The organism is Acuticoccus yangtzensis, assembly GCF_001927245.1.
Lineage (GTDB): Bacteria > Pseudomonadota > Alphaproteobacteria > Rhizobiales > Amorphaceae > Acuticoccus > Acuticoccus yangtzensis.
Map to the genome: position 1 here is coordinate 285,683 of NZ_MJUX01000002.1, position 17,772 is coordinate 303,454.

Genomic DNA, 17,772 nt, shown 5'->3' on the forward strand with positions numbered 1-17,772 from the left:
TACGGCATGACCGAAGCGTGGATCGACGCCATGCAGATCCTCGCCAGCACGTTGAGGCTGGCGACGCCGCTGATCTTCTGCGCCATGGCGGGGATGTTTTCCGAGCGCGCCGGGGTGGTGGACATCGGCCTCGAAGGCAAGCTCCTGATGGGCGCCTTCGCCGCGGCGGCGGTGGCAAGCCTCACCGGATCGCCCTGGGCGGGGCTCGGCGCGGCGATCTTCGCCTCCGTCGCCCTGGCGCTGGTGCATGGTTTCGCCTGCATCACCCACCGGGGCGACCACATCGTGTCGGGCGTCGCCATCAACATCCTCGCCTCGGGGTTGACGGTGGTGATCGGCATCGCCCTCTTCACCATGGGCGGACAGACGCCGCCGCTGGACCGGGCCGAGCGGTTCCGGCCGATCACGCTGCCCTTCGCCGACCAGGTGGCGGACATTCCCGTCCTCGGCCCGCTCTACGCCGAGCTTCTGTCCGGCCACAATATCCTCGTCTATGCCGCACTCGCCGCCGTGCCGCTCGCGTCGATCGTGCTCTTCGCGACCAGCTTCGGCCTGCGCCTGCGTGCGGCCGGCGAGGCGCCCGAGGCGGTCGACAGCGCGGGCTATTCGGTCACGTGGCTGCGCTACCGCGCGGTGATCATCACCGGGGTCTTGTGCGGCATTGCCGGGGCTTATCTTTCGACCGCACACGGCGGCGGTTTCGTGCGCGAAATGAGCGCGGGCAAGGGCTACATCGCCCTCGCGGCCCTGATCTTCGGCAAATGGCGGCCGGTGCCGACGCTGTTCGCCTGTCTTCTTTTCGGCGTTCTGGAAAGCTCGGCGGCGCGGCTTTCGGGCGTGTCGCTGCCCGTCGTGGGCCAGATCCCGATCGAGGTGATCCTCATCGCGCCCTACGTGCTGACGGTGATCCTGCTGGCCGGATTTTTCGGTCGGGCGATCCCGCCGCGAGCGCTCGGCGTGCCTTATGTGAAGGAGCGGTAAGGCGGTTTCGCGGCGCACAAAAATGCCGCTTGAAGATGACCCGCAGCCGTGCGTATAGCGGGCCCGGCGCATGACCTGCAAAACGGATGCGTTCCGCCAAGAATCCGTTAATGGTAACTTGGTAATCCACAATTGAACGAATTGCGTCGGAGTCGCGTGAATGACTGAGTTCCGAACCAGGCGTTGGTTTGCCAAGGGCGCGGGCGCCATGGTGATCGCCCTTGCCGTGGCAGGGTGCGCCCAGAAGCCGGCGAACACCGGCGCGGCCGGCGCCGCCACCCCCGGCTCGCCGCAGGACTTCGCGGTGAACGTGGGCGACCGCGTGTTCTTCACGGTCGACTCCTCGGCGATCAACGCACAAGCCGCGGGCACGCTGGACCGGCAGGCCGCCTGGCTGCAGCGTTATCCGCAGTACCAGATCACCGTCGAGGGCCATGCCGACGAGCGCGGCACCCGCGAGTACAACATCGCCCTGTCGGCCCGCCGTGCCGAGGCGGCGCGCAGCTACCTCGTCAGCCGCGGTGTCCCGGCGAGCCGTCTGCGCACCCTGTCGTTCGGCAAGGAGCGTCCGGTTGCGGTGTGCGACGCGGAGTCGTGCTGGAACCAGAACCGCCGCGCCGTGACGGTTCTGGGCGGTTAACCATATTCACCATGGCAGGGGCGCGTTATAAGCGCCCCTCACGTCATGATGGAGATGCCCATGCGCCTTATCCTGACCGTTGCGATCGCCGTGCTCGCGACCCCCATGCTCGCGAACACTGTGCTGGCTCTGCCGCGCGCCGTTCCCGCGCCGGAGGCCGCGCCGTCGGTCACCATGGTGCAGAACCGCTTCCTGCCGGGCATTTTCGGCGGCGGGAACAACCAGAACGAGCCCGCCGGTGCGGATGCCGAGCTGCGCCTGCAGCAGCTTGAATCCCAGGTGCGGATGCTGACCGGCCAGGTGGAGGAGCTGACCTTCACCGTGCGGCGGCTGCAGTCCCTGTTGGAGCAGTCCGGCGGGACGGTGCCGGCCGGCGCCCAGCAGCGCGGTGCGGTTCAACCGGCGCCGGGTGTCGGCGCACCGCCGCGCGATCTCGGCCAGCTTCCGGTCGGTGGCGGGGCGGCCCCTGCGACCAACCACACCTTCAACCAAGGTGCGTCCAACGGGCCGGTGGACCTGTCGGCGCTGAACGGCGACCTGTCCGGAACCCCGGCTCCGTCGCCGTCCTCGCCGGCGGCGCAGAATGCCGCGCCGACGTCGAATTCCGCGCTCGACAATGTGCGCAACCTGCAAGTCTCCGGCCGTTATGCCATGGCCGCCGATGCCGCCCGCACCGTTCTGACCGACAATCCGACCGGAGCGGTCGCGGGTGAGGCGCGCTACCTCCTCGGCGAGGCGCTGCTCGCCCAGCGGGACTATCGTGCCGCCGCGAACCAATTTCTCGAGAATTATACGGCCGACCCCAACGGCGCCCGCGCACCGGACAGCCTGCTGAAGCTCGGCACCGCGCTGAACGGGCTGGGCGAGCGCGAGGCCGCCTGCTCCTCGCTCGAGGAGTTCTTCGGCGCCTATCCGAACGTGTCCGGCAGCTTGAGGGCCCAGGCGGAGGCCGAACGGCGCGCCGCCAACTGCGCCTGACGGCCCGGCCGGCCCGCCGGCATGGCCGACCATCCCGCAGGCCCGGCCCGTTGCACAGGCCCGGCGGTTGAAGCAGGGACGGCTTGTCCCGCGCCCGACCTCGCCGCGCTCGATCTCGACCTCGTGGACCGCATCGACGGTCCGATCGGCCTCGCCGTCTCCGGCGGCAGCGATTCCGTCGCTCTTGCGCTGCTGCTGACCGAGGCGCGCCCTACCCGCGACTTCACCCTCCTCACCGTCGACCACGGGCTGCGCGCGGAGGCGGCGGCCGAGTGTGCGGCCGTCGCAGCACTTGCCGCGCGCCTCGGGCGGCCGTGCATTATCCTGCGCGTGACGGGCACGCCCCGCGGCTCGGTGCAGGCATGGGCCCGTGAGGCGCGCTACGGCCTCTTCGCGGAGGCGGCCGCGGCGCACGGCCTCGCCGCCGTCGCCACCGGCCACACCATGGACGATCAGGCCGAAACGCTGCTGATGCGTCTGGCGCGGGGCAGCGGGCTGCGCGGCCTCGGCGCCATGCGGCCCGACACCCGCCACCACGGCGTACGCATCGTCCGCCCGCTCCTGTCGCTGAGGCGCGAGGCGCTCAGGCAGATGCTCCACGCCCGCGGCGTCACCTGGACGGACGATCCGTCCAACGCGGATCCCGCTTATGAGCGCATCGCCATGCGTCGCCTCGCCGCGCCCCTCGCCACCGCGGGGTTGACGCCGGAAAGCCTCGCCGCCGCGGCCGCCCACCTCGCCCGCGCCTCCGCCTTCGTCGACGGCGAGGCGGAAGCGCTGCTGCAACGCTGCGTCCGCACGGCGCGCACCGGGGGCCTCGCCGTCGACCGCGCGCTCTGGTGCGCCGCCCACGAGGAGGTGCGGCTTCGTGCCCTCGCCCACGCCGTCGCCGTCACCGGCGGCAGCGCTGCGCCGCCCGCCTTCGCCACCTTGGCAGAGGCCGACCGCGTGATCGCCGCCGGCGGCACGACGACGCTCGGCCGCGTCGTGGTCCGGTCCAACGCTCGCGCGGCGCAGATCTGGCGTGAGCGGCGCGGCATCGTCCCCGTCACCCTCGCACCCGGCGCTACGGCGGAGTTCGACGGGCGCTACCGCGTCACCGCCGCGCAGGACGGAGCGCCGGTGCGGGTCGCGGCCGCCGGTCCCGCAGCGCGGCGCTGGGTGTGCCCGGCCGACATTCCCGCCGCCGCCGAGACCATGCCCGCCCTGTTCGATGCGTCCGGGCTCGCGGCCTATCCGCTGATCGGAGTGAGGCGCCGCGATTGGCCGCAGCTCTCTGTGGTTGTAGAACCCTTGCGCGAGGCTGCGCGGTTTGGTCCACTGCGTTACATAACGGGTCAGTAGTTGGCACCCGGCTCCGGAGTTCCTATGTTGAACCGATCTTCCGGTGGGCCACTCACCCCGGCGCGTGCCCAGCGATGGGCGCCAAGCAAGGTATGACATGAGCAACCATTTCCGCAATTTCGCACTGTGGGTCGTGATCGCACTGTTGTTGATCGCGTTGTTCCAGCTTTTTCAAAACCCTGGACAGCGCAGCAACACGGCTGACATCTCCTTCTCCCAGTTTTTGACTGAGGTCCGCCAAGGCAACGTCCGCGCGGTGACCATTCAGCAGCGCGATATTTCGGGCACGTACAATTCCGGCGGCCGCTTCTCCACCTACGCGCCGGAGGGGGCCAACAACTATATCGACACGCTGGACGCCCAGGGCGTGACCATCCGTGCCGAGCCGCCGAACGACGGCATCTCGATCTGGGGCATCCTCGCCACCTGGTTCCCGATGCTGCTGATCCTCGGCATCTGGCTGTTCCTGATGCGCCAGATGCAGGGTGGCGGCGCCGGCAAAGCGATGGGCTTCGGCAAGTCGAAGGCCAAGATGCTCACCCAGGAGCACGGCCGCGTCCTGTTCGAGGACGTCGCCGGCGTGGACGAGGCGAAGGAAGACTTGCAGGAGATCGTCGACTTCCTGAAGGATCCCTCGCGCTTCCAGAAGCTCGGCGGCAAGATCCCGCGCGGCGTGCTCCTCGTCGGTCCTCCGGGCACGGGTAAGACGCTGCTCGCCCGCGCCATCGCAGGTGAAGCCAACGTCCCCTTCTTCTCCATCTCGGGTTCGGACTTCGTCGAGATGTTCGTCGGCGTCGGCGCCTCCCGCGTGCGCGACATGTTCGAGCAGGCCAAGAAGAACGCCCCCTGCATCATCTTCATCGACGAGATCGACGCGGTCGGCCGTCACCGTGGCGCCGGTCTCGGCGGCGGTAACGACGAGCGCGAGCAGACCCTGAACCAGCTCCTGGTCGAGATGGACGGTTTCGAGGCGAACGAGGGCATCATCCTCATCGCCGCCACCAACCGGCCGGACGTTCTGGACCCCGCCCTGCTGCGTCCCGGCCGCTTCGACCGTCAGATCGTCGTGCCGAACCCCGACCTCATCGGCCGCGAGAAGATCCTGAAGGTGCACGTGCGCAAGGTGCCGCTGGCGCCGGACGTGAACCTCAAGGTGCTCGCCCGCGGCACGCCGGGCTTCGCCGGTGCGGACCTCGCCAACCTCGTGAACGAGGCCGCGCTTCTGGCCGCGCGCCGTAACAAGCGTCTGGTCACGCATCAGGAGTTCGAGGACGCGAAGGACAAGGTCATGATGGGTGCCGAGCGCCGCACCCTCGTCATGACCGAGGACGAGAAGAAGCTGACCGCCTATCACGAGGCCGGCCACGCTCTGGTGGCGATCCACATGCCGGCGTCGGACCCGATCCACAAGGCGACGATCATCCCGCGCGGCCGTGCGCTGGGCATGGTGATGCGCCTGCCGGAGCGGGACCAGATCTCGCTGACCCGCGCCAAGTGCAAGGCGGACCTCGCCGTCGCCATGGGCGGCCGTGTCGCCGAAGAGCTGATCTTCGGCCACGAGAAGGTGACGTCGGGCGCCTCGGCCGATATCAAGATGGCGACCAAGCTGTCCCGCGCCATGGCCACCCAGTTCGGCATGTCGGACGAGCTCGGCCCGCTGCTCTACTCGGAGAACGAGGACGAGGTCTTCCTCGGCCACTCCGTTGCCCGCAGCCAGACCGTTTCGGAGAAGACCCAGGAGCTGGTCGACAGCGAGATCAAGCGCTTCGTCAACGAGGGCTATGACACGGCGATGGCCGTCATCAAGACCAACCTCGACGATCTGCACACGGTCGCCAAGGGCCTGCTCGAGTACGAGACCCTGACCGGCGACGAGATCCGCGATCTTCTGAAGGGCAAGCCCCCTGTGCGCGAGAGCGCCGACGACGAGCCGCCGCGGGCCTCCACCGTGCCGCCCACCGGCGCGCCGAAGCCCCGCCCGCCCGCCAACGAAGGCGGCTGGACCCCGCAGCCGTCCTGATCCGGCAGCACCACCGACTGGCGCCGGCTCGGGCACACCGCGCCGACTGCAACGCGAAGCCGCCCCCCGGGGCGGCTTTTTCGTTTCATCGCCCCTCTTTCGGCCTTTCTTGCCTGCCGCCGCACGCGCGCCACCGCCCGCGCACCGTCCCCGCGAAGCCACACCCGGTGCAGCAAGGCGCCCGCCCGCCGTCTGCCGGGTTGATCCACCCGCACCGATCACCCAAGAGACGGGGCGGCGCCCGCGCGAACGGGCGCGTTGCGAGGCCACCTCTTGTCCATCTTCTCCACGCTGCATGCGCCCGCACCGCATGACGCCGGCACCGACGGCCGGGACGGCGTGCTCGGCGTCCCGCCGCGCCCCATCGTCATCCGCCAGGACACCTTCGGCCCCGCCCGCCCCGACGCCGCCACCGCGCACCGGCACGGCTCACGCACCTGGAGACGCATCATGTACCTCGTCGGCTTCGCCACGCAGGCGGTCATGCTCGGCGCGGTCGTCGCCGCCGTGCTCACCTACGAAACGCCGATCCGCGAAACGCTCGGCCTCGGCACCCCCGAGGCGGGACGCATCGAGACCGCGATCGGCGACATCGACCGCCGCCTGACCACGCTCACCGGAACCGTGGACGCGCTGACCGCCACGCTGGGCACCCTCGCCGACCGGCAGGCGGAACTCGGCGCAGAAGTCACCCGCCTCGCCGCCGAGGCATCCGGCCCGGCGGACGCGGCCGCCATCGACGCCCGTCTCGCCGCGCTGGAACGCCAAATCGGCACCATCGCCGCCAAGATGGACGAGGCCGACGCCATCCGATTCACCGCGCGCGGCAGCCGCGTGCGCAACGTCACCGAGAATTGACGCCACTCGTCATCCCGCTTTATCGCTAGAGGACGAGTGTGTTGCGTCATGGGTGGGAAGAGGCCATTGAATGTCCCGTAAATATTTCGGCACTGACGGAATAAGAGGGCCCGCCAACGGCGCCAACATGACGCCCGAGATTGCGATGCGCGTCGGCATGGCGACCGGCCTTGTACTTGCCACCCGCGAAGGCAGCCAGCGCATCGTCATCGGCAAGGACACGCGTTTGTCCGGCTATATGCTGGAAACCGCGCTGTGCGCCGGATTTACCGCGGTCGGTGCCGACGTCTTCATGCTCGGCCCGATCCCCACGCCCGCCGTCGCCATGCTCACCCGCTCGCTCCGGGCCGACATCGGCGTCGTGATCTCCGCCTCGCACAACGGTTATGCGGACAACGGCATCAAGATCTTCGGCTCCGACGGCTTCAAGCTCTCCGACGCGGTGGAGCAGGAGATCGAAGAGCTGATGGACTCCGACATGAGCCGCCAGCTCTCCCGCAACGGCGACATCGGCCGCGCCACCCGGCTCGACGCCGTGCGCGACCGCTATGTCGAGTTCGCCAAGCGCACCTTCCCGCGGCATTTGTCGCTGGACGGCATGCGTGTGGTGGTGGACTGCGCCAACGGGGCGGCCTACCGCGTGGCGCCTGCGGTTCTGTGGGAGCTGGGCGCCGAGGTCATCTCCATCGGCGTCACCCCCAACGGCACCAACATCAACCGCGATTGTGGCTCAACGAGCCTCGACGCCATCCGCGCCAAGGTGCGCGAGGTGCGGGCCGACATCGGCATCGCGCTCGACGGCGACGCGGACCGGGTCATCGTGATCGACGAGAACGGCCAGGTGGTGGACGGCGATCAACTCCTCGCCGTGATCGCCCGCTCGTGGCAGGAAGGCGGGCGCCTCGCCCACAACACCGTCGTCTCCACCGTGATGTCCAACCTCGGCCTGCAGCGTTATTTCGACCGCTGCGGCATCGCGATGGAGCGCACCAAGGTCGGCGACCGCTACGTGGCCGAGCGGATGCGCGAAGGCGGCTTCAACATCGGCGGCGAGCAGTCGGGCCACATCATCCTGACCGACTATACGACCACCGGGGACGGCCTTCTCGCGGCGCTGGAGCTTCTCGCCGTGGTAGTGGAGAGCGGCCGGCGCGTGTCCGAGGTGTGCCACAGGTTCGAGCGTGTGCCGCAGATCCTGAAGAACGTGCGCTTCAATGGCGGCAAGCCGCTTGAGGCGGAACCGGTGATCGAGGCGATCGACGGGGCGAAGGCGAGGCTCGGCGCCGGCGGGCGCATCGTCATCCGCCCATCCGGCACGGAGCCGCTCATCCGCATCATGGCCGAGGGCGACGACGCCGCGCTGATCGACACGCTGGTCGACGAACTGGCCCTGGTGGTCAGCGCCCACGGCTGACCACCCGCGAACGCGTGGTCAGCGCCCACGGCTGACCGCCCGCGAACGCCTGGTCAGCGCCCACGGCTGACCGCCAGCGGACGCGTGGTCAGCGCCCACGGCTGACCGTCCGCAGACGCCCGGTCAGCGCCCACGGCTGACCGGGTGCCGCACCGCTCGGCGGCGCGGGACGCCTCCCGCGGCGAGCGTCAGGCCCAGATCGCGATGCGGAGGCCGCGCTCGTCCATGGCGGGCGGGTCGGGGAAGGGTCGCGCGTCGCCGTGCGCACAGCGGCGGGCGATCAGCGCAACCGCGGCCGCGTCCACCGCATCCACCAGCGGCATCCCCTTGGGGCGCGCGTCGAACAGTGCCGGGGCGATGCCGTGCGCGGCCAGCAGCGCGATCCGCTCGGCCAGCCCCTCGCGCGTCGGCACCGACTTCACGCGCTTGGCGGTCGGCATCGGCGCCTCGCCGTTGAGGCGCCAGAAGGCGACCTCGGCATGAACCTCGAAGATGCGCGCCTGGTTCTCCGGCGTCACCAGAGCGTCGAGCGCGCGCACGGCCGGGAAGAGGTGGAAGCCCTGGCGGCTCACCTTGCGCGGCGGATCGGACGTGGCGAGCGCCGCCTCGCACGCCGCGCGGTAGTCGGCAGCATAGACCGCAGCGCGCCCCGGCATGGAGAAGACGCTGGACTGGCGCGGCCCCAGAAGCGGCCGTACAGCCTGCTCGGCGGGGCGTCCCGGCCCGGAAATGCGCTCCGGCAGGCCGATCGGCATGTCCACCGCCACCACCTCGCCGCCCGCGATCAGCTTGGCGAGCTCGCCCTCGTAGGTCAGCACAGGGTCCGGCGGCCCGTCCGCAGCGATGGACACCACGGCCCAGCCACCGCGGCAGCCGTCCGCGCCGTGGACTCGGCTCATCCCCCGGGGGTTGCCGTGAAGTCCGCCGCGAGATCCGCCGGGCCGAGCGAGAGGCGGGCACGGTCCGGCGCCGCGATCGCCGCCGCCGCACTGGAGTAGGCGAGCATCGAACCCGTCGAGGCGAGCACGGCGGCCAGCGTCGCGGCGGCGGCATCGGCCAGCGCCTCGGCGGGCGGGTTCGCGAGCACCGAGGAGAGGTAGACCGCGGAAAAGAGATCGCCGGTGCCGCGCGGCGCATCCGCTACCGCCTCGTGGGTGACGAGGACCCCCTCCCCCGCCGTGAGCAGCAGGGTGCCGAGGCGGCCAGGCTCGGCCACCGCCGACGTCACCACCACCTGGGGCACGCCGATCGCGCGGGCGGCGGCGGCGAGGTCGTCCGTGCCGCCGAGGTCCGAAAGCTCGAACGCGTTGGGGGTGACGATGTCGGCGCGCGGTACCAGCAGCGCCCTGATCGCCTCGGCGATGGCGTCGGGCACATAGCGGCCGCGGTCGTCGCCCATCACCGGGTCGACCAGCACCACGGCGTCCGGCCGGGCGGCGCGCACGGTGTCGATGAACGCCGCCGCCGCCTCCACCTGGGCGGCGCTGGCGAAGTAGCCCGTCAGCACCGCGTCCACCTCGGCCGCGTGGGTGCCAAGGTCGGCGAGATGGCCGGCGAAGTCCGGGTTCGCGGTGCGGGTGGAGGGGCCGAGGCCCGGATGCCACGGCAGCAGCACGGTCGGCACCGTCCACACGAAGGCGCCGCGATGCTCCAGCGCGAAGGTGATCGGTCTGAGGCCCACGGCCCCGCGCATCACGGTGGACGAAATGGCCACCACCGTTTTCCCCGGCATCGACATCCTCATCGCTTCGTCCGCCCCTTGCTTCAGCGGACGGCGAAACGTTAGCAGGGACTGCCGTAACTTTCGCGGCCGGAGAAGAAAATGCCAAACTTGCGCCGAACGATCCTCTACATTCCGGCCGACAATGCGCGGGCGCTGGCGAAGGCGGCGACGCTGGCGGCGGACGCGGTGATCGTCGATTTGGAAGACGCCGTGGCGCCCGAGCGCAAGGAGAGCGCGCGCGAGGCAGCCCGCACCGCCGTCGAAACGCTGAAGGGCCTCAAAGAGGTGGCGCTGAGGGTGAACGGTGCCGACACGCCGTGGCATGCGGACGACGTGGCGCTGGCGGCGACGCTCGGCGTGCCGGTGGTGCTGCCCAAGGTGAAGTCGGCGGAGGACGTGACCGCGCTCGCCGCCCATGTGGGCACCGTGTGGCCGATGATGGAGAGCGCCGAGGGCGTGTGGAACGCGCTTCCCATCGCCAAAGCCGCGGCGGCGACGGGGGAGACGGTGCTCATCGTCGGCACCAACGATCTGGCGCTGGAGCTCGGCGCGGAGCCGGGGCCGGGGCGGGCCAATCTGGCGTTCGCGCTGCAGGCCATCGTGCTCGCCGGGCGAACGGTGCGGGCCGACATCGCCGACGGTGTGATGAACGATTTCCGCGACGAGGCCGGGCTGATCGCCGAGGCGGAGGCCGGCCGGGCGATGGGGATGACCGGCAAGACGGTGATCCACCCGTCGCAGGTGGACCCGGTGAACGCCGTCTTCACCCCGTCGGCCGAGGCGGTTGAGGCGGCGCGCGCCACAGTGGCGGCGATGGATGCCGCGGAGGCCGAGGGCCGCTCCGTCGCCACCTTAAACGGGCGCATGGTGGAGCGGCTCCACGCCGACGCCGCGCGCCGCGTCCTCGCGATGGCCGACGCGGCGGCGGGCCGGTGAGCGCGGACCAGACGAACGAGACCGAGACGGGGATCGGGACCGGTATCGGGACGGGGATGGAGACGGCACCGGCGGCGCCCGGCGGCGCTGCGCCGGACCCAGGCCCGCTGCCGCTCACGGTGGTGACCTGGAACGTCAACTCCATCCGCGCCCGCATGGACCTCTTCGCCAAGATGGTCCGCATGGTGAAGCCGGATGTCGTGCTGCTGCAGGAAACCCGCTGCAACGACGATTCCTTCCCGATGAAGCCGATGAAGCGGCGCGGCTTCAAGTACAACGCGCTGAACGGGTCGGGCGGTCACCACGGCGTCGCCATCCTGTCCAAGGTGCCGATCCTCGACGTGAAGGTCGACGTGATCGGCGGGATCGACCATCCGCGTCACATCTCGGCTGTGGTGGACCATGGCGGGCCGATCCGCCTCCACTCGCTCTACATCCCCGCTGGCGGTGACGAGCCGGACGTGGCGATCAACCCGAAGTTCGCCCACAAGCTGGCCTTCCTCGAGGAGATGCTGACCTGGGGGCAGGCGCAGGTGGCCGAGCCGTCGCTGTTGACCGGGGACTTCAACATCGCGCCTTACCAGGACGACGTGTGGTCCCATAAGCAGCTTCTGAAGGTGATCAGCCACACGCCGGTGGAGACCGAGGCGCTGGAGCGGGTGCGTGCCGAGCAGGGGTGGGTCGACATCGTGCGGCGCGACAAGCCGATCCCCGAGAAGGTGTTCACCTGGTGGAGCTACCGCAACCCGGTGTGGCCGGGGAACAATCGCGGCCGGCGGCTCGACCATGTGTGGGCCTCGCCGCACGTGGCGTCCCGCGTCTCGACCTCGATTTTGACCGAGGCGCGCGGCTGGGAGAAGGCGTCCGACCACGTGCCGATCGTCGCCCGCATCGCGCCGCCGCCCTCCCCGGAAACGGGCACCGCCTGAGCGGCGCCCCTTCACCTCGGGCGGCGTATGCCAGCGCGCTGCCGCGAAGGCGGCGGCCTTTAAGGCCCCGCAGCTCAGGCGGCGGCCTCCACCGGGCGGCCGCTCAGGCGGCGGCCTCCACCTCCCGGCCGCTCAGGCGGCGGCCTTGGGGCGCAGCGAGTCTTCCATCGCGCGGCGGTAGGCCACGGTGGCGTCGCCCTCCTGGAAGGACACGTCCGCCCACGAGACGACCTCGCCCGCGCTGATCGCCCGCTTCAGCGTCACGTTCTGGGCGAGGCCGATCGGCAGCGCGCCCATCTTCAGCGACCGCTCCGCCGGGACGAGCTTGCCCCAAACGCAATAGCCGCCCTCACCGTCCAGCGTCTCGCCCGCGGCGAGGTCGCGCTTGGCGGTCGCCACCGCATCGCCGCGGAATTCGCGGGTGGAGCCGGTGGCCTTCCCCTCCAGCGCCGCCATCAGCACCGACATGTTGAGCTCCAGCCCGATCATGTGGAACGGACGGTACATGCCGGCATATTGGCCGGTCGCGTCCGTCGGCATGCCGTATTGGCGGAAGCAGGCGGCGGCATAGTCGTTCGGCGCCTTCACGACGACGTAGACGCCCCACCTGAGGTCGTTCATCACCGCGCGCCCGTCGCCCTCCATGGAGCTGACGACCTCGGTGATGCCCTCCTTCTCGAGCACGCCGCCGATGGAGCGCGGGCGCAGCACGTGGGCGAGATCATGGGCGCCGGCGGGCGGGAAGAGCAGCCCGTCCGACGGCACGTCCAGCCCGCAGGCATTGGCGATGGCCGCCATTTCCAGGCCGGACTTCGTACCGTCGACGAAGGAGTTGAACATCTTAGGGTTCATCCCCGCCGCGCGCGCTGCCTCGTCGGTGATGTTGTAGTGCGTCCAAACCGTGTCGGGCGTCGACTGGTGGTAGTGCCGCATGTGCTTGGTGCCCTTGCCGGCGGCGGTCACCTCGAACCCGCAGCAGCGCGCCCACTCCACCAGCTCGGCGGCGATGGCCGGCTGGTCGCCATAGGCCATGGTGTAGACCACACCGGCGGCCCGCGCCTCGCGCGCCAAGGCGGCCCCGGCGAGAACGTCCGCCTCCACGTTGACCATGACCACATGCTTGCCGGACCGGAAGGCGGCCCGCGCATGGGCGACGCCCGCGGCCGGATGGCCCGTCGCCTCGATGACGACGTCCACGTCGTCGCGGGCGATGGCGGCGGCGGTATCGTCGGTGAATGTGGTGGCGGCGACGAAGCTCTGGTCCCAGCCCACGGCGCGGCAGGCGGCCTTCGCACCGTCCGGCTTTAGGTCGGCGATGACGACGACGTCGAGCCCCGGCGTGGTCGGCACTTGGGAGAGGAACATGGAGCCGAACTTGCCCGCGCCGATGAGGCAGACGCGCACCGGCCGCTCCAGCGCTCGCGCGAGGAGCTTTTGGTAAAGAAACATCGATTTCCTCCGGACGTATATTTTGCCGGAAGCTTATCCCTTCGACGGCGCGCCGCACAGACCTATCCGCAGGCGCAATTGCGGCGCCGGCCGGGCACGAAAAACGCCGAACCGGGGTCGGACCGGTCCGGCGGCGCATGTGCCCCGCGGCGGCACACGGGCAACGGAGGCCGGACCCGAAGATCCGGCCGAGACCGACATGAGGTGTCGCAAGTCAGGTCGTCGTGTCGCCGCACCGTGCGGCGCGGCGGGTCATCGCTCAGCGGGCGGACAGAAGTTCCGGCACCGACAGGAGGATGAACTCGTTGGCCGCCGGGGCATCCAGCTCACGGCCCGAGGAGAAGGGCAGGTTGTTGTCGCTGCCGACGATGATGTGGCTGTCGTCCACCATCATCACGTCCTCGATGGTGAAGAAGGGGAAGGTGAACTTGCCCGTCAGGTCACGGTCCGCCACCGTCTGAAGCCGCGCGACGCCGTCCGGATCGGCGATGTCCATCAGGTCGATATGGCCGATGCGGCGCACGATGCCGTTCTCGTCACGGTCGGCGGTGTCGATGAGGACGATGCGCTTCACCATGGCGGGGTTCGGGAAGCACTCGGCGGTGGCCTCGCCCTCGCACTTCAGCGACGGGTCGCCTTCGCCATTGTCACGCTCGATGACGAGGGCGCGGGTCTCGTCGATGAAGTTGAAGTCACCGATGGCGGTTGCGCCTTCGGCCAGCGGGAAGAGGAAGGAGTCGCCGGTCCACTCACGGCTTTCGGGATCGAACGCCATGACGGTGAGCGCGGGGATCTCGGCGCCTTCCAGCGGCTTCTCGAGCATCGCCCACAGGAGGCCGGTGCCGGGCTGAAGCGCCATGCCCTCGTAGCCGCCGGAGCGCTGGGACTGGTAGTCGGTGCCCGCCGTCGCCGGAACGCGCACGGCCGGATGGTCGGGCGAGCGGATCTCTTCGCCGTTCAGCATGGTCGAGAAGACGCCCTTCACGACACCGTCCATCCCGGCCTCGATGAGGTAGGGGCCGAACTCCTCGCCGATCCAGAGGGAATCGCCGACGCGCTGGATGGACTCGAGGTCGAAGTCGGCGCCGGTGAGGTAGCGCTCCTCGGTGGCCTCGGTGACGATGTGGAAGGGCACCACCTTGTTGGGGTCCTTCAGGAAGATCGTCTCGCGGGCGACCTCGCCGGTCTCGAAGTCCGGCTTGATGAGGTGGAAGAAGAGCATCGCGTCGGGCGAGTTCGCCTTGGAGCCGAAGCCGTTGTCGGTGAGGGCGATGATGGACCCGTCGTCCGCACGCTCCATCGCAAAGCCGGAGAAGCCCTGCGCCGGCTGACCCTCGAACGGGAAGGACAGGCCGGTCCCGCGGTTGCCGTGGTAGCCGCCGGTGGTGCCTTCGATCGTGCCGACCTCGTCGACGCGAGCGGCGCCGGCCGCATATTTGCCGGACACCTTCAGCGAGGCCGGCGCGTCTTCGGGCGCCGGGATGATGGTGTTCGGCGCAATGACCGCATGCCCGGCGAGGGTGGCCGGGAAGGTCTGGCCGACGACATCGGCCTGAGCGACGACGGGGGCGGTCATGAGCGCAATCAGCGCGACGGACATGCGAAGCATGATGAAACCTCGGAGGGTTGAACGGTGCCCGCGAGGTAGCGTCCGCCCAAGACGGTTGGATGAAGTCTTGTTGACGTTTCTCTGACACACGCGGGCGGCGACGTTCGCCCCGGCGTCGAATGCGCCGCACGCATGGCACCCATCCGAAAATGGTTGAGCGCAGGTGCGGGAACGCCTAATGTCTTCAACGAAGAACGGTTCCAACCGTCAATTAAAGGGAGGATGCAATACGATGATGATCCGCACGATTCTCGCGGCTTCCGTGGCGACTTTTGCGCTGTCTTCGGGCGCTGCGTCGGCGCAGACGATGCTGAAATTCGCTCACGTCTACGAGGCGAGCGAGCCTTACCACACCTGCGCCGTCGCCGCGTCCGACAAGCTCCTCGCCGCGACCGACAACCGCTACGGTATCGAGGTCTTCCCGGCCTCCTCCCTCGGCAAGGAAGTCGACATCAACGAGGGTCTCGGCCTCGGCACGGTGGACATCATCTACACCGGCCAACTCTTCGCCGGCCGTGCCTACGGGCCGATCGCCATCGGCGGCTCGCCCTTCATGTTCCGCGACTATGAGCACTGGGACGCCTACCGCAACTCCGACCTCTTCAAGGAGCTGGCCCAGGGGTACTCGGACGCGACCGGCAACCACATCGTGTCCCTCACCTATTATGGTGCGCGCCATGTGACGTCGAACAAGCCGATCCTGGTACCGGCCGACATGGAAGGGCTGAAGATCCGCGTGCCGAACGCGCCCCTCTACATGATGTTCCCGCGGGCCACCGGCGCGAACCCGACGCCGATCGCCTTCGCCGAGGTCTATCTTGCGCTGCAGCAGGGCACGGTGGACGCGCAGGAGAACCCGCTCCCGACCATTCAGGCCAAGAAGTTCTACGAGGTGCAGAAGGACATCAACCTGACTGCCCACATCACCGACGCGCTGCTGACCATCGTCGGCGGGCCGACCTGGAACCAGCTCTCCGAGGAGGACCAGGAGGCGCTGACGACGGTGCTGAAGGAGACCTCCGACTGCGCGACCGAGCAGATCATCCAGGCCGAGGCCGATCTGGTCGAGTGGTTCAAGAACGAGGGCGTCACGGTGAACGAGGTCGACCGCGGCCCCTTCATCGAGGCGACGAAGAAGATGCACAACGGCGACATGGCGACCTGGGACCAGGCCACCTACGACCGCCTGCAGGCGATCCAGTAAGCCGCGGCGCCCCTCTCACGCGGGGTCTTCGGCCCGTGGCGCGGCACCTCCGGGCGGCCGCGCGCGGCCACGGACCCGCGAGGGAGGAACCCGCGACGGAGAGGGTCGCGCCGGAGGGACTCGCGACGGAGGGACTCGCGCCGGGAGGGAAAGGCACCGGGAGAGACCCGCGGCCTTGGGAACAAAGCCGAGGGGACCTGCGGCGGCGGGACCAAAACCGTGGAACCCGCGGCCATCCGTATACGGCCACCGGATCGCGGCTCAGGCCGATCTCAGTCGGGTGTAATCGCAACGGCCGCGGCGAGGCTGAGATGGCCTTGCGGGGCATCAACGCTCCGCCCGGCATCGACGCCCCCCGAACTGCCGCGCCCGCCCATGAAGTGGCACGGCTTGGCATGACGGGGAGCGTCCCGCAGGAGCCTCCGCACCGTGCAGCCGCATGACCTCTGGTCACGCGGCGCCGGTCCACCGCGGCGGCCGCGGATGGGCAAGATCGATCCTCGGGTCTGCCCACCCGGTCCGGCCCATCCCGGCGGGCCGGCGGAGCGGTGGAGCGGGCAGGCCTAGCCAAAATGAGGCCACCGCGACCCGCCCGCCTCGGCAGGCATCACGCTATAGGCCGTCCTCCGAGCCGGCCATGTGATACCGGCCTCATGCGTACGGGCCTCATGTTCTGGCGCCTCATGCGGAAGGGCCGCACGCGCAAAGACCCCACGCACGAGGGGGGCCTTACGCAGATGGGCACCATGCAAGAGGGTCCCAAACTCAGCGGCCCCATGTGCAGGGGCCACACAAAGGGCCTCATGCATAAGGCCCCTCACGCAGCGGTCCCACGCGCAGGGACCACACACCTAGGGCCCCACGCAAATGGGGCTCATCCGCAGGGGACCCATGCAAATGGGACTCACCCGCGGGGGCCCCATGCAGACGGGGCCCACACTCAGCGGTCCCACGTGCAGGGGCCACACACGTGGCAGGCCGCCGAACGGGCCGGCCAGCGCCATCCGGACCCGCGCGGGCACCCGCACCGCCGCGGGCTCCGACCGTCTTCAGCCTCGAGGGCCCGCCGGGACACCCGGACGCCCCGCCCCAGCCGATAGAGCCCGATGACCCAAGCGCCGACGGACACCTCGCCCGAGCCCCGCCCCCAGGACGCGACACTCTTCCAGGACGAAGAGATCAGCCTGTCAGACCTGCAATGGGACGACGCACCGGTCCTCATCGTCTTCTGGCTGCTGGCCTTCGTCGTCTTCCTGCAGTTCTTCACCCGCTACGTGCTCAACGACTCGCTCGGATGGACCGAGGAGATCGCCCGCTATCTCCTGATCGCCGTCACCTTCATCGGCGCCATCATGGCCGTGCGCAAGACGAGCCACATCGCGGTCGAAATCCTCTACCGCTGGTTCCCGCGGCCCTTCCGCAAGGTGATGCAGACGGTCGTGGACCTCACCGGCGTCGTCTTCTACGGCGCGCTCACCTGGTTCACCTACCAGCTCGCCGGCCGCACCTTCCAGAAGATGGTGTCGATCGACGTGCCGAAGTCCTGGCTCTATTACGGGGTCGCGGTCTGCTTCGCGCTGATGACCCTTTATGCCGTCATCGTGCTGGTGCAGCACCTCAGGGCCGGGACCAGCCGGCTGATCGACCCGGCGCTGCACGAAGCGACACCGTCGATGGAGTGAGCCGC

Annotated in this window: 15 protein-coding genes; 11 read left to right on the top strand and 4 right to left on the bottom strand. The window is 69.6% G+C overall.

Annotated elements, in window-relative coordinates; genetic code table 11:
* The first annotated feature begins 6 nt into the window (after nucleotides 1-6).
* The 7 genes from BIX52_RS07500 to glmM all read left to right on the top strand — a co-directional run bounded on the left by BIX52_RS07500 (nucleotide 7) and on the right by glmM (nucleotide 8,235).
* On the top strand, nucleotides 7-981 hold the full coding sequence (locus BIX52_RS07500; protein WP_075220420.1) for an ABC transporter permease: 975 nt from the start codon (nucleotides 7-9) through the stop codon (nucleotides 979-981).
* A gap of 160 nt (nucleotides 982-1,141) precedes the next feature.
* Nucleotides 1,142-1,621, top strand: a complete 480-nt coding sequence (gene pal, locus BIX52_RS07505; protein ID WP_075220421.1) for a peptidoglycan-associated lipoprotein Pal — start codon at nucleotides 1,142-1,144, stop codon at nucleotides 1,619-1,621.
* 60 nt (nucleotides 1,622-1,681) lie between these two features.
* A complete protein-coding gene (locus BIX52_RS07510; protein WP_157956214.1) occupies nucleotides 1,682-2,599 on the top strand; it encodes a tetratricopeptide repeat protein in 918 nt (305 codons plus the stop codon).
* A 123-nt stretch (nucleotides 2,600-2,722) separates the two neighbouring features.
* On the top strand, nucleotides 2,723-3,943 hold the full coding sequence (gene tilS / locus BIX52_RS07515) for a tRNA lysidine(34) synthetase TilS (RefSeq protein WP_211098158.1): 1,221 nt from the start codon (nucleotides 2,723-2,725) through the stop codon (nucleotides 3,941-3,943).
* 97 nt (nucleotides 3,944-4,040) lie between these two features.
* On the top strand, nucleotides 4,041-5,963 hold the full coding sequence (ftsH, locus tag BIX52_RS07520; protein ID WP_075220424.1) for an ATP-dependent zinc metalloprotease FtsH: 1,923 nt from the start codon (nucleotides 4,041-4,043) through the stop codon (nucleotides 5,961-5,963).
* A gap of 273 nt (nucleotides 5,964-6,236) precedes the next feature.
* The gene (locus BIX52_RS07525) at nucleotides 6,237-6,821 is read left to right on the top strand and encodes a hypothetical protein (protein ID WP_075220425.1); all 585 of its coding nucleotides are present in this window, start codon (nucleotides 6,237-6,239) and stop codon (nucleotides 6,819-6,821) included.
* Nucleotides 6,822-6,891: 70 nt separating this feature from the next.
* The gene (gene glmM, locus BIX52_RS07530) at nucleotides 6,892-8,235 is read left to right on the top strand and encodes a phosphoglucosamine mutase (RefSeq protein WP_075220426.1); all 1,344 of its coding nucleotides are present in this window, start codon (nucleotides 6,892-6,894) and stop codon (nucleotides 8,233-8,235) included.
* 188 nt (nucleotides 8,236-8,423) lie between these two features.
* Here glmM and BIX52_RS07535 read toward each other — a convergent pair whose 3' ends face one another.
* Nucleotides 8,424-9,134, bottom strand: a complete 711-nt coding sequence (locus tag BIX52_RS07535) for a DUF429 domain-containing protein (RefSeq protein ID WP_075220427.1) — start codon at nucleotides 9,132-9,134, stop codon at nucleotides 8,424-8,426.
* On the bottom strand, nucleotides 9,131-9,967 hold the full coding sequence (locus BIX52_RS07540) for a PfkB family carbohydrate kinase (protein WP_157956215.1): 837 nt from the start codon (nucleotides 9,965-9,967) through the stop codon (nucleotides 9,131-9,133). The genes BIX52_RS07535 and BIX52_RS07540 overlap by 4 nt, the downstream gene beginning before the upstream one ends.
* A 99-nt stretch (nucleotides 9,968-10,066) precedes the next feature.
* Between BIX52_RS07540 and BIX52_RS07545 the strand changes: the two genes are divergently transcribed.
* Together BIX52_RS07545 and BIX52_RS07550 are read left to right on the top strand one after the other, a co-directional pair.
* On the top strand, nucleotides 10,067-10,894 hold the full coding sequence (locus BIX52_RS07545) for an HpcH/HpaI aldolase/citrate lyase family protein (RefSeq protein WP_211098159.1): 828 nt from the start codon (nucleotides 10,067-10,069) through the stop codon (nucleotides 10,892-10,894).
* Nucleotides 10,895-11,001: 107 nt separating this feature from the next.
* The gene (locus tag BIX52_RS07550; RefSeq protein ID WP_075220761.1) at nucleotides 11,002-11,823 is read left to right on the top strand and encodes an exodeoxyribonuclease III; all 822 of its coding nucleotides are present in this window, start codon (nucleotides 11,002-11,004) and stop codon (nucleotides 11,821-11,823) included.
* Nucleotides 11,824-11,955: 132 nt separating this feature from the next.
* Here BIX52_RS07550 and BIX52_RS07555 read toward each other — a convergent pair whose 3' ends face one another.
* Nucleotides 11,956-13,272, bottom strand: a complete 1,317-nt coding sequence (locus BIX52_RS07555; RefSeq protein ID WP_075220430.1) for an NAD(P)H-dependent oxidoreductase — start codon at nucleotides 13,270-13,272, stop codon at nucleotides 11,956-11,958.
* 259 nt (nucleotides 13,273-13,531) lie between these two features.
* Nucleotides 13,532-14,881, bottom strand: a complete 1,350-nt coding sequence (locus tag BIX52_RS07560; protein ID WP_075220431.1) for an esterase-like activity of phytase family protein — start codon at nucleotides 14,879-14,881, stop codon at nucleotides 13,532-13,534.
* A 232-nt stretch (nucleotides 14,882-15,113) separates the two neighbouring features.
* Between BIX52_RS07560 and BIX52_RS07565 the strand changes: the two genes are divergently transcribed.
* Entirely contained in the window at nucleotides 15,114-16,085 is a 972-nt protein-coding gene (locus BIX52_RS07565) for a sialic acid TRAP transporter substrate-binding protein SiaP (protein WP_075220432.1), read from the top strand.
* A gap of 1,106 nt (nucleotides 16,086-17,191) precedes the next feature.
* Nucleotides 17,192-17,767 (top strand): TRAP transporter small permease, encoded by a 576-nt coding sequence (locus BIX52_RS07570; RefSeq protein WP_075220433.1) that lies wholly within the window; start codon nucleotides 17,192-17,194, stop codon nucleotides 17,765-17,767.
* Nucleotides 17,768-17,772: the final 5 nt, after the last annotated feature.

What these genes read in the sequence shown, in the direction of transcription:
- BIX52_RS07510 (WP_157956214.1), top strand. Translation starts at nt 1,682, where the DNA reads ATGCGCCTTATCCTGACCGTTGCGATCGCCGTGCTCGCGACCCCCATG.
- BIX52_RS07555 (WP_075220430.1), bottom strand. Translation starts at nt 13,272, where the DNA reads ATGTTTCTTTACCAAAAGCTCCTCGCGCGAGCGCTGGAGCGGCCGGTG.
- BIX52_RS07540 (WP_157956215.1), bottom strand. Translation starts at nt 9,967, where the DNA reads ATGCCGGGGAAAACGGTGGTGGCCATTTCGTCCACCGTGATGCGCGGG.
- BIX52_RS07565 (WP_075220432.1), top strand. Translation starts at nt 15,114, where the DNA reads ATGATGATCCGCACGATTCTCGCGGCTTCCGTGGCGACTTTTGCGCTG.
- BIX52_RS07500 (WP_075220420.1), top strand. Translation starts at nt 7, where the DNA reads ATGACCGAAGCGTGGATCGACGCCATGCAGATCCTCGCCAGCACGTTG.
- ftsH (WP_075220424.1), top strand. Translation starts at nt 4,041, where the DNA reads ATGAGCAACCATTTCCGCAATTTCGCACTGTGGGTCGTGATCGCACTG.
- pal (WP_075220421.1), top strand. Translation starts at nt 1,142, where the DNA reads ATGACTGAGTTCCGAACCAGGCGTTGGTTTGCCAAGGGCGCGGGCGCC.
- glmM (WP_075220426.1), top strand. Translation starts at nt 6,892, where the DNA reads ATGTCCCGTAAATATTTCGGCACTGACGGAATAAGAGGGCCCGCCAAC.
- BIX52_RS07570 (WP_075220433.1), top strand. Translation starts at nt 17,192, where the DNA reads ATGACCCAAGCGCCGACGGACACCTCGCCCGAGCCCCGCCCCCAGGAC.
- BIX52_RS07535 (WP_075220427.1), bottom strand. Translation starts at nt 9,134, where the DNA reads ATGAGCCGAGTCCACGGCGCGGACGGCTGCCGCGGTGGCTGGGCCGTG.
- BIX52_RS07560 (WP_075220431.1), bottom strand. Translation starts at nt 14,881, where the DNA reads ATGCTTCGCATGTCCGTCGCGCTGATTGCGCTCATGACCGCCCCCGTC.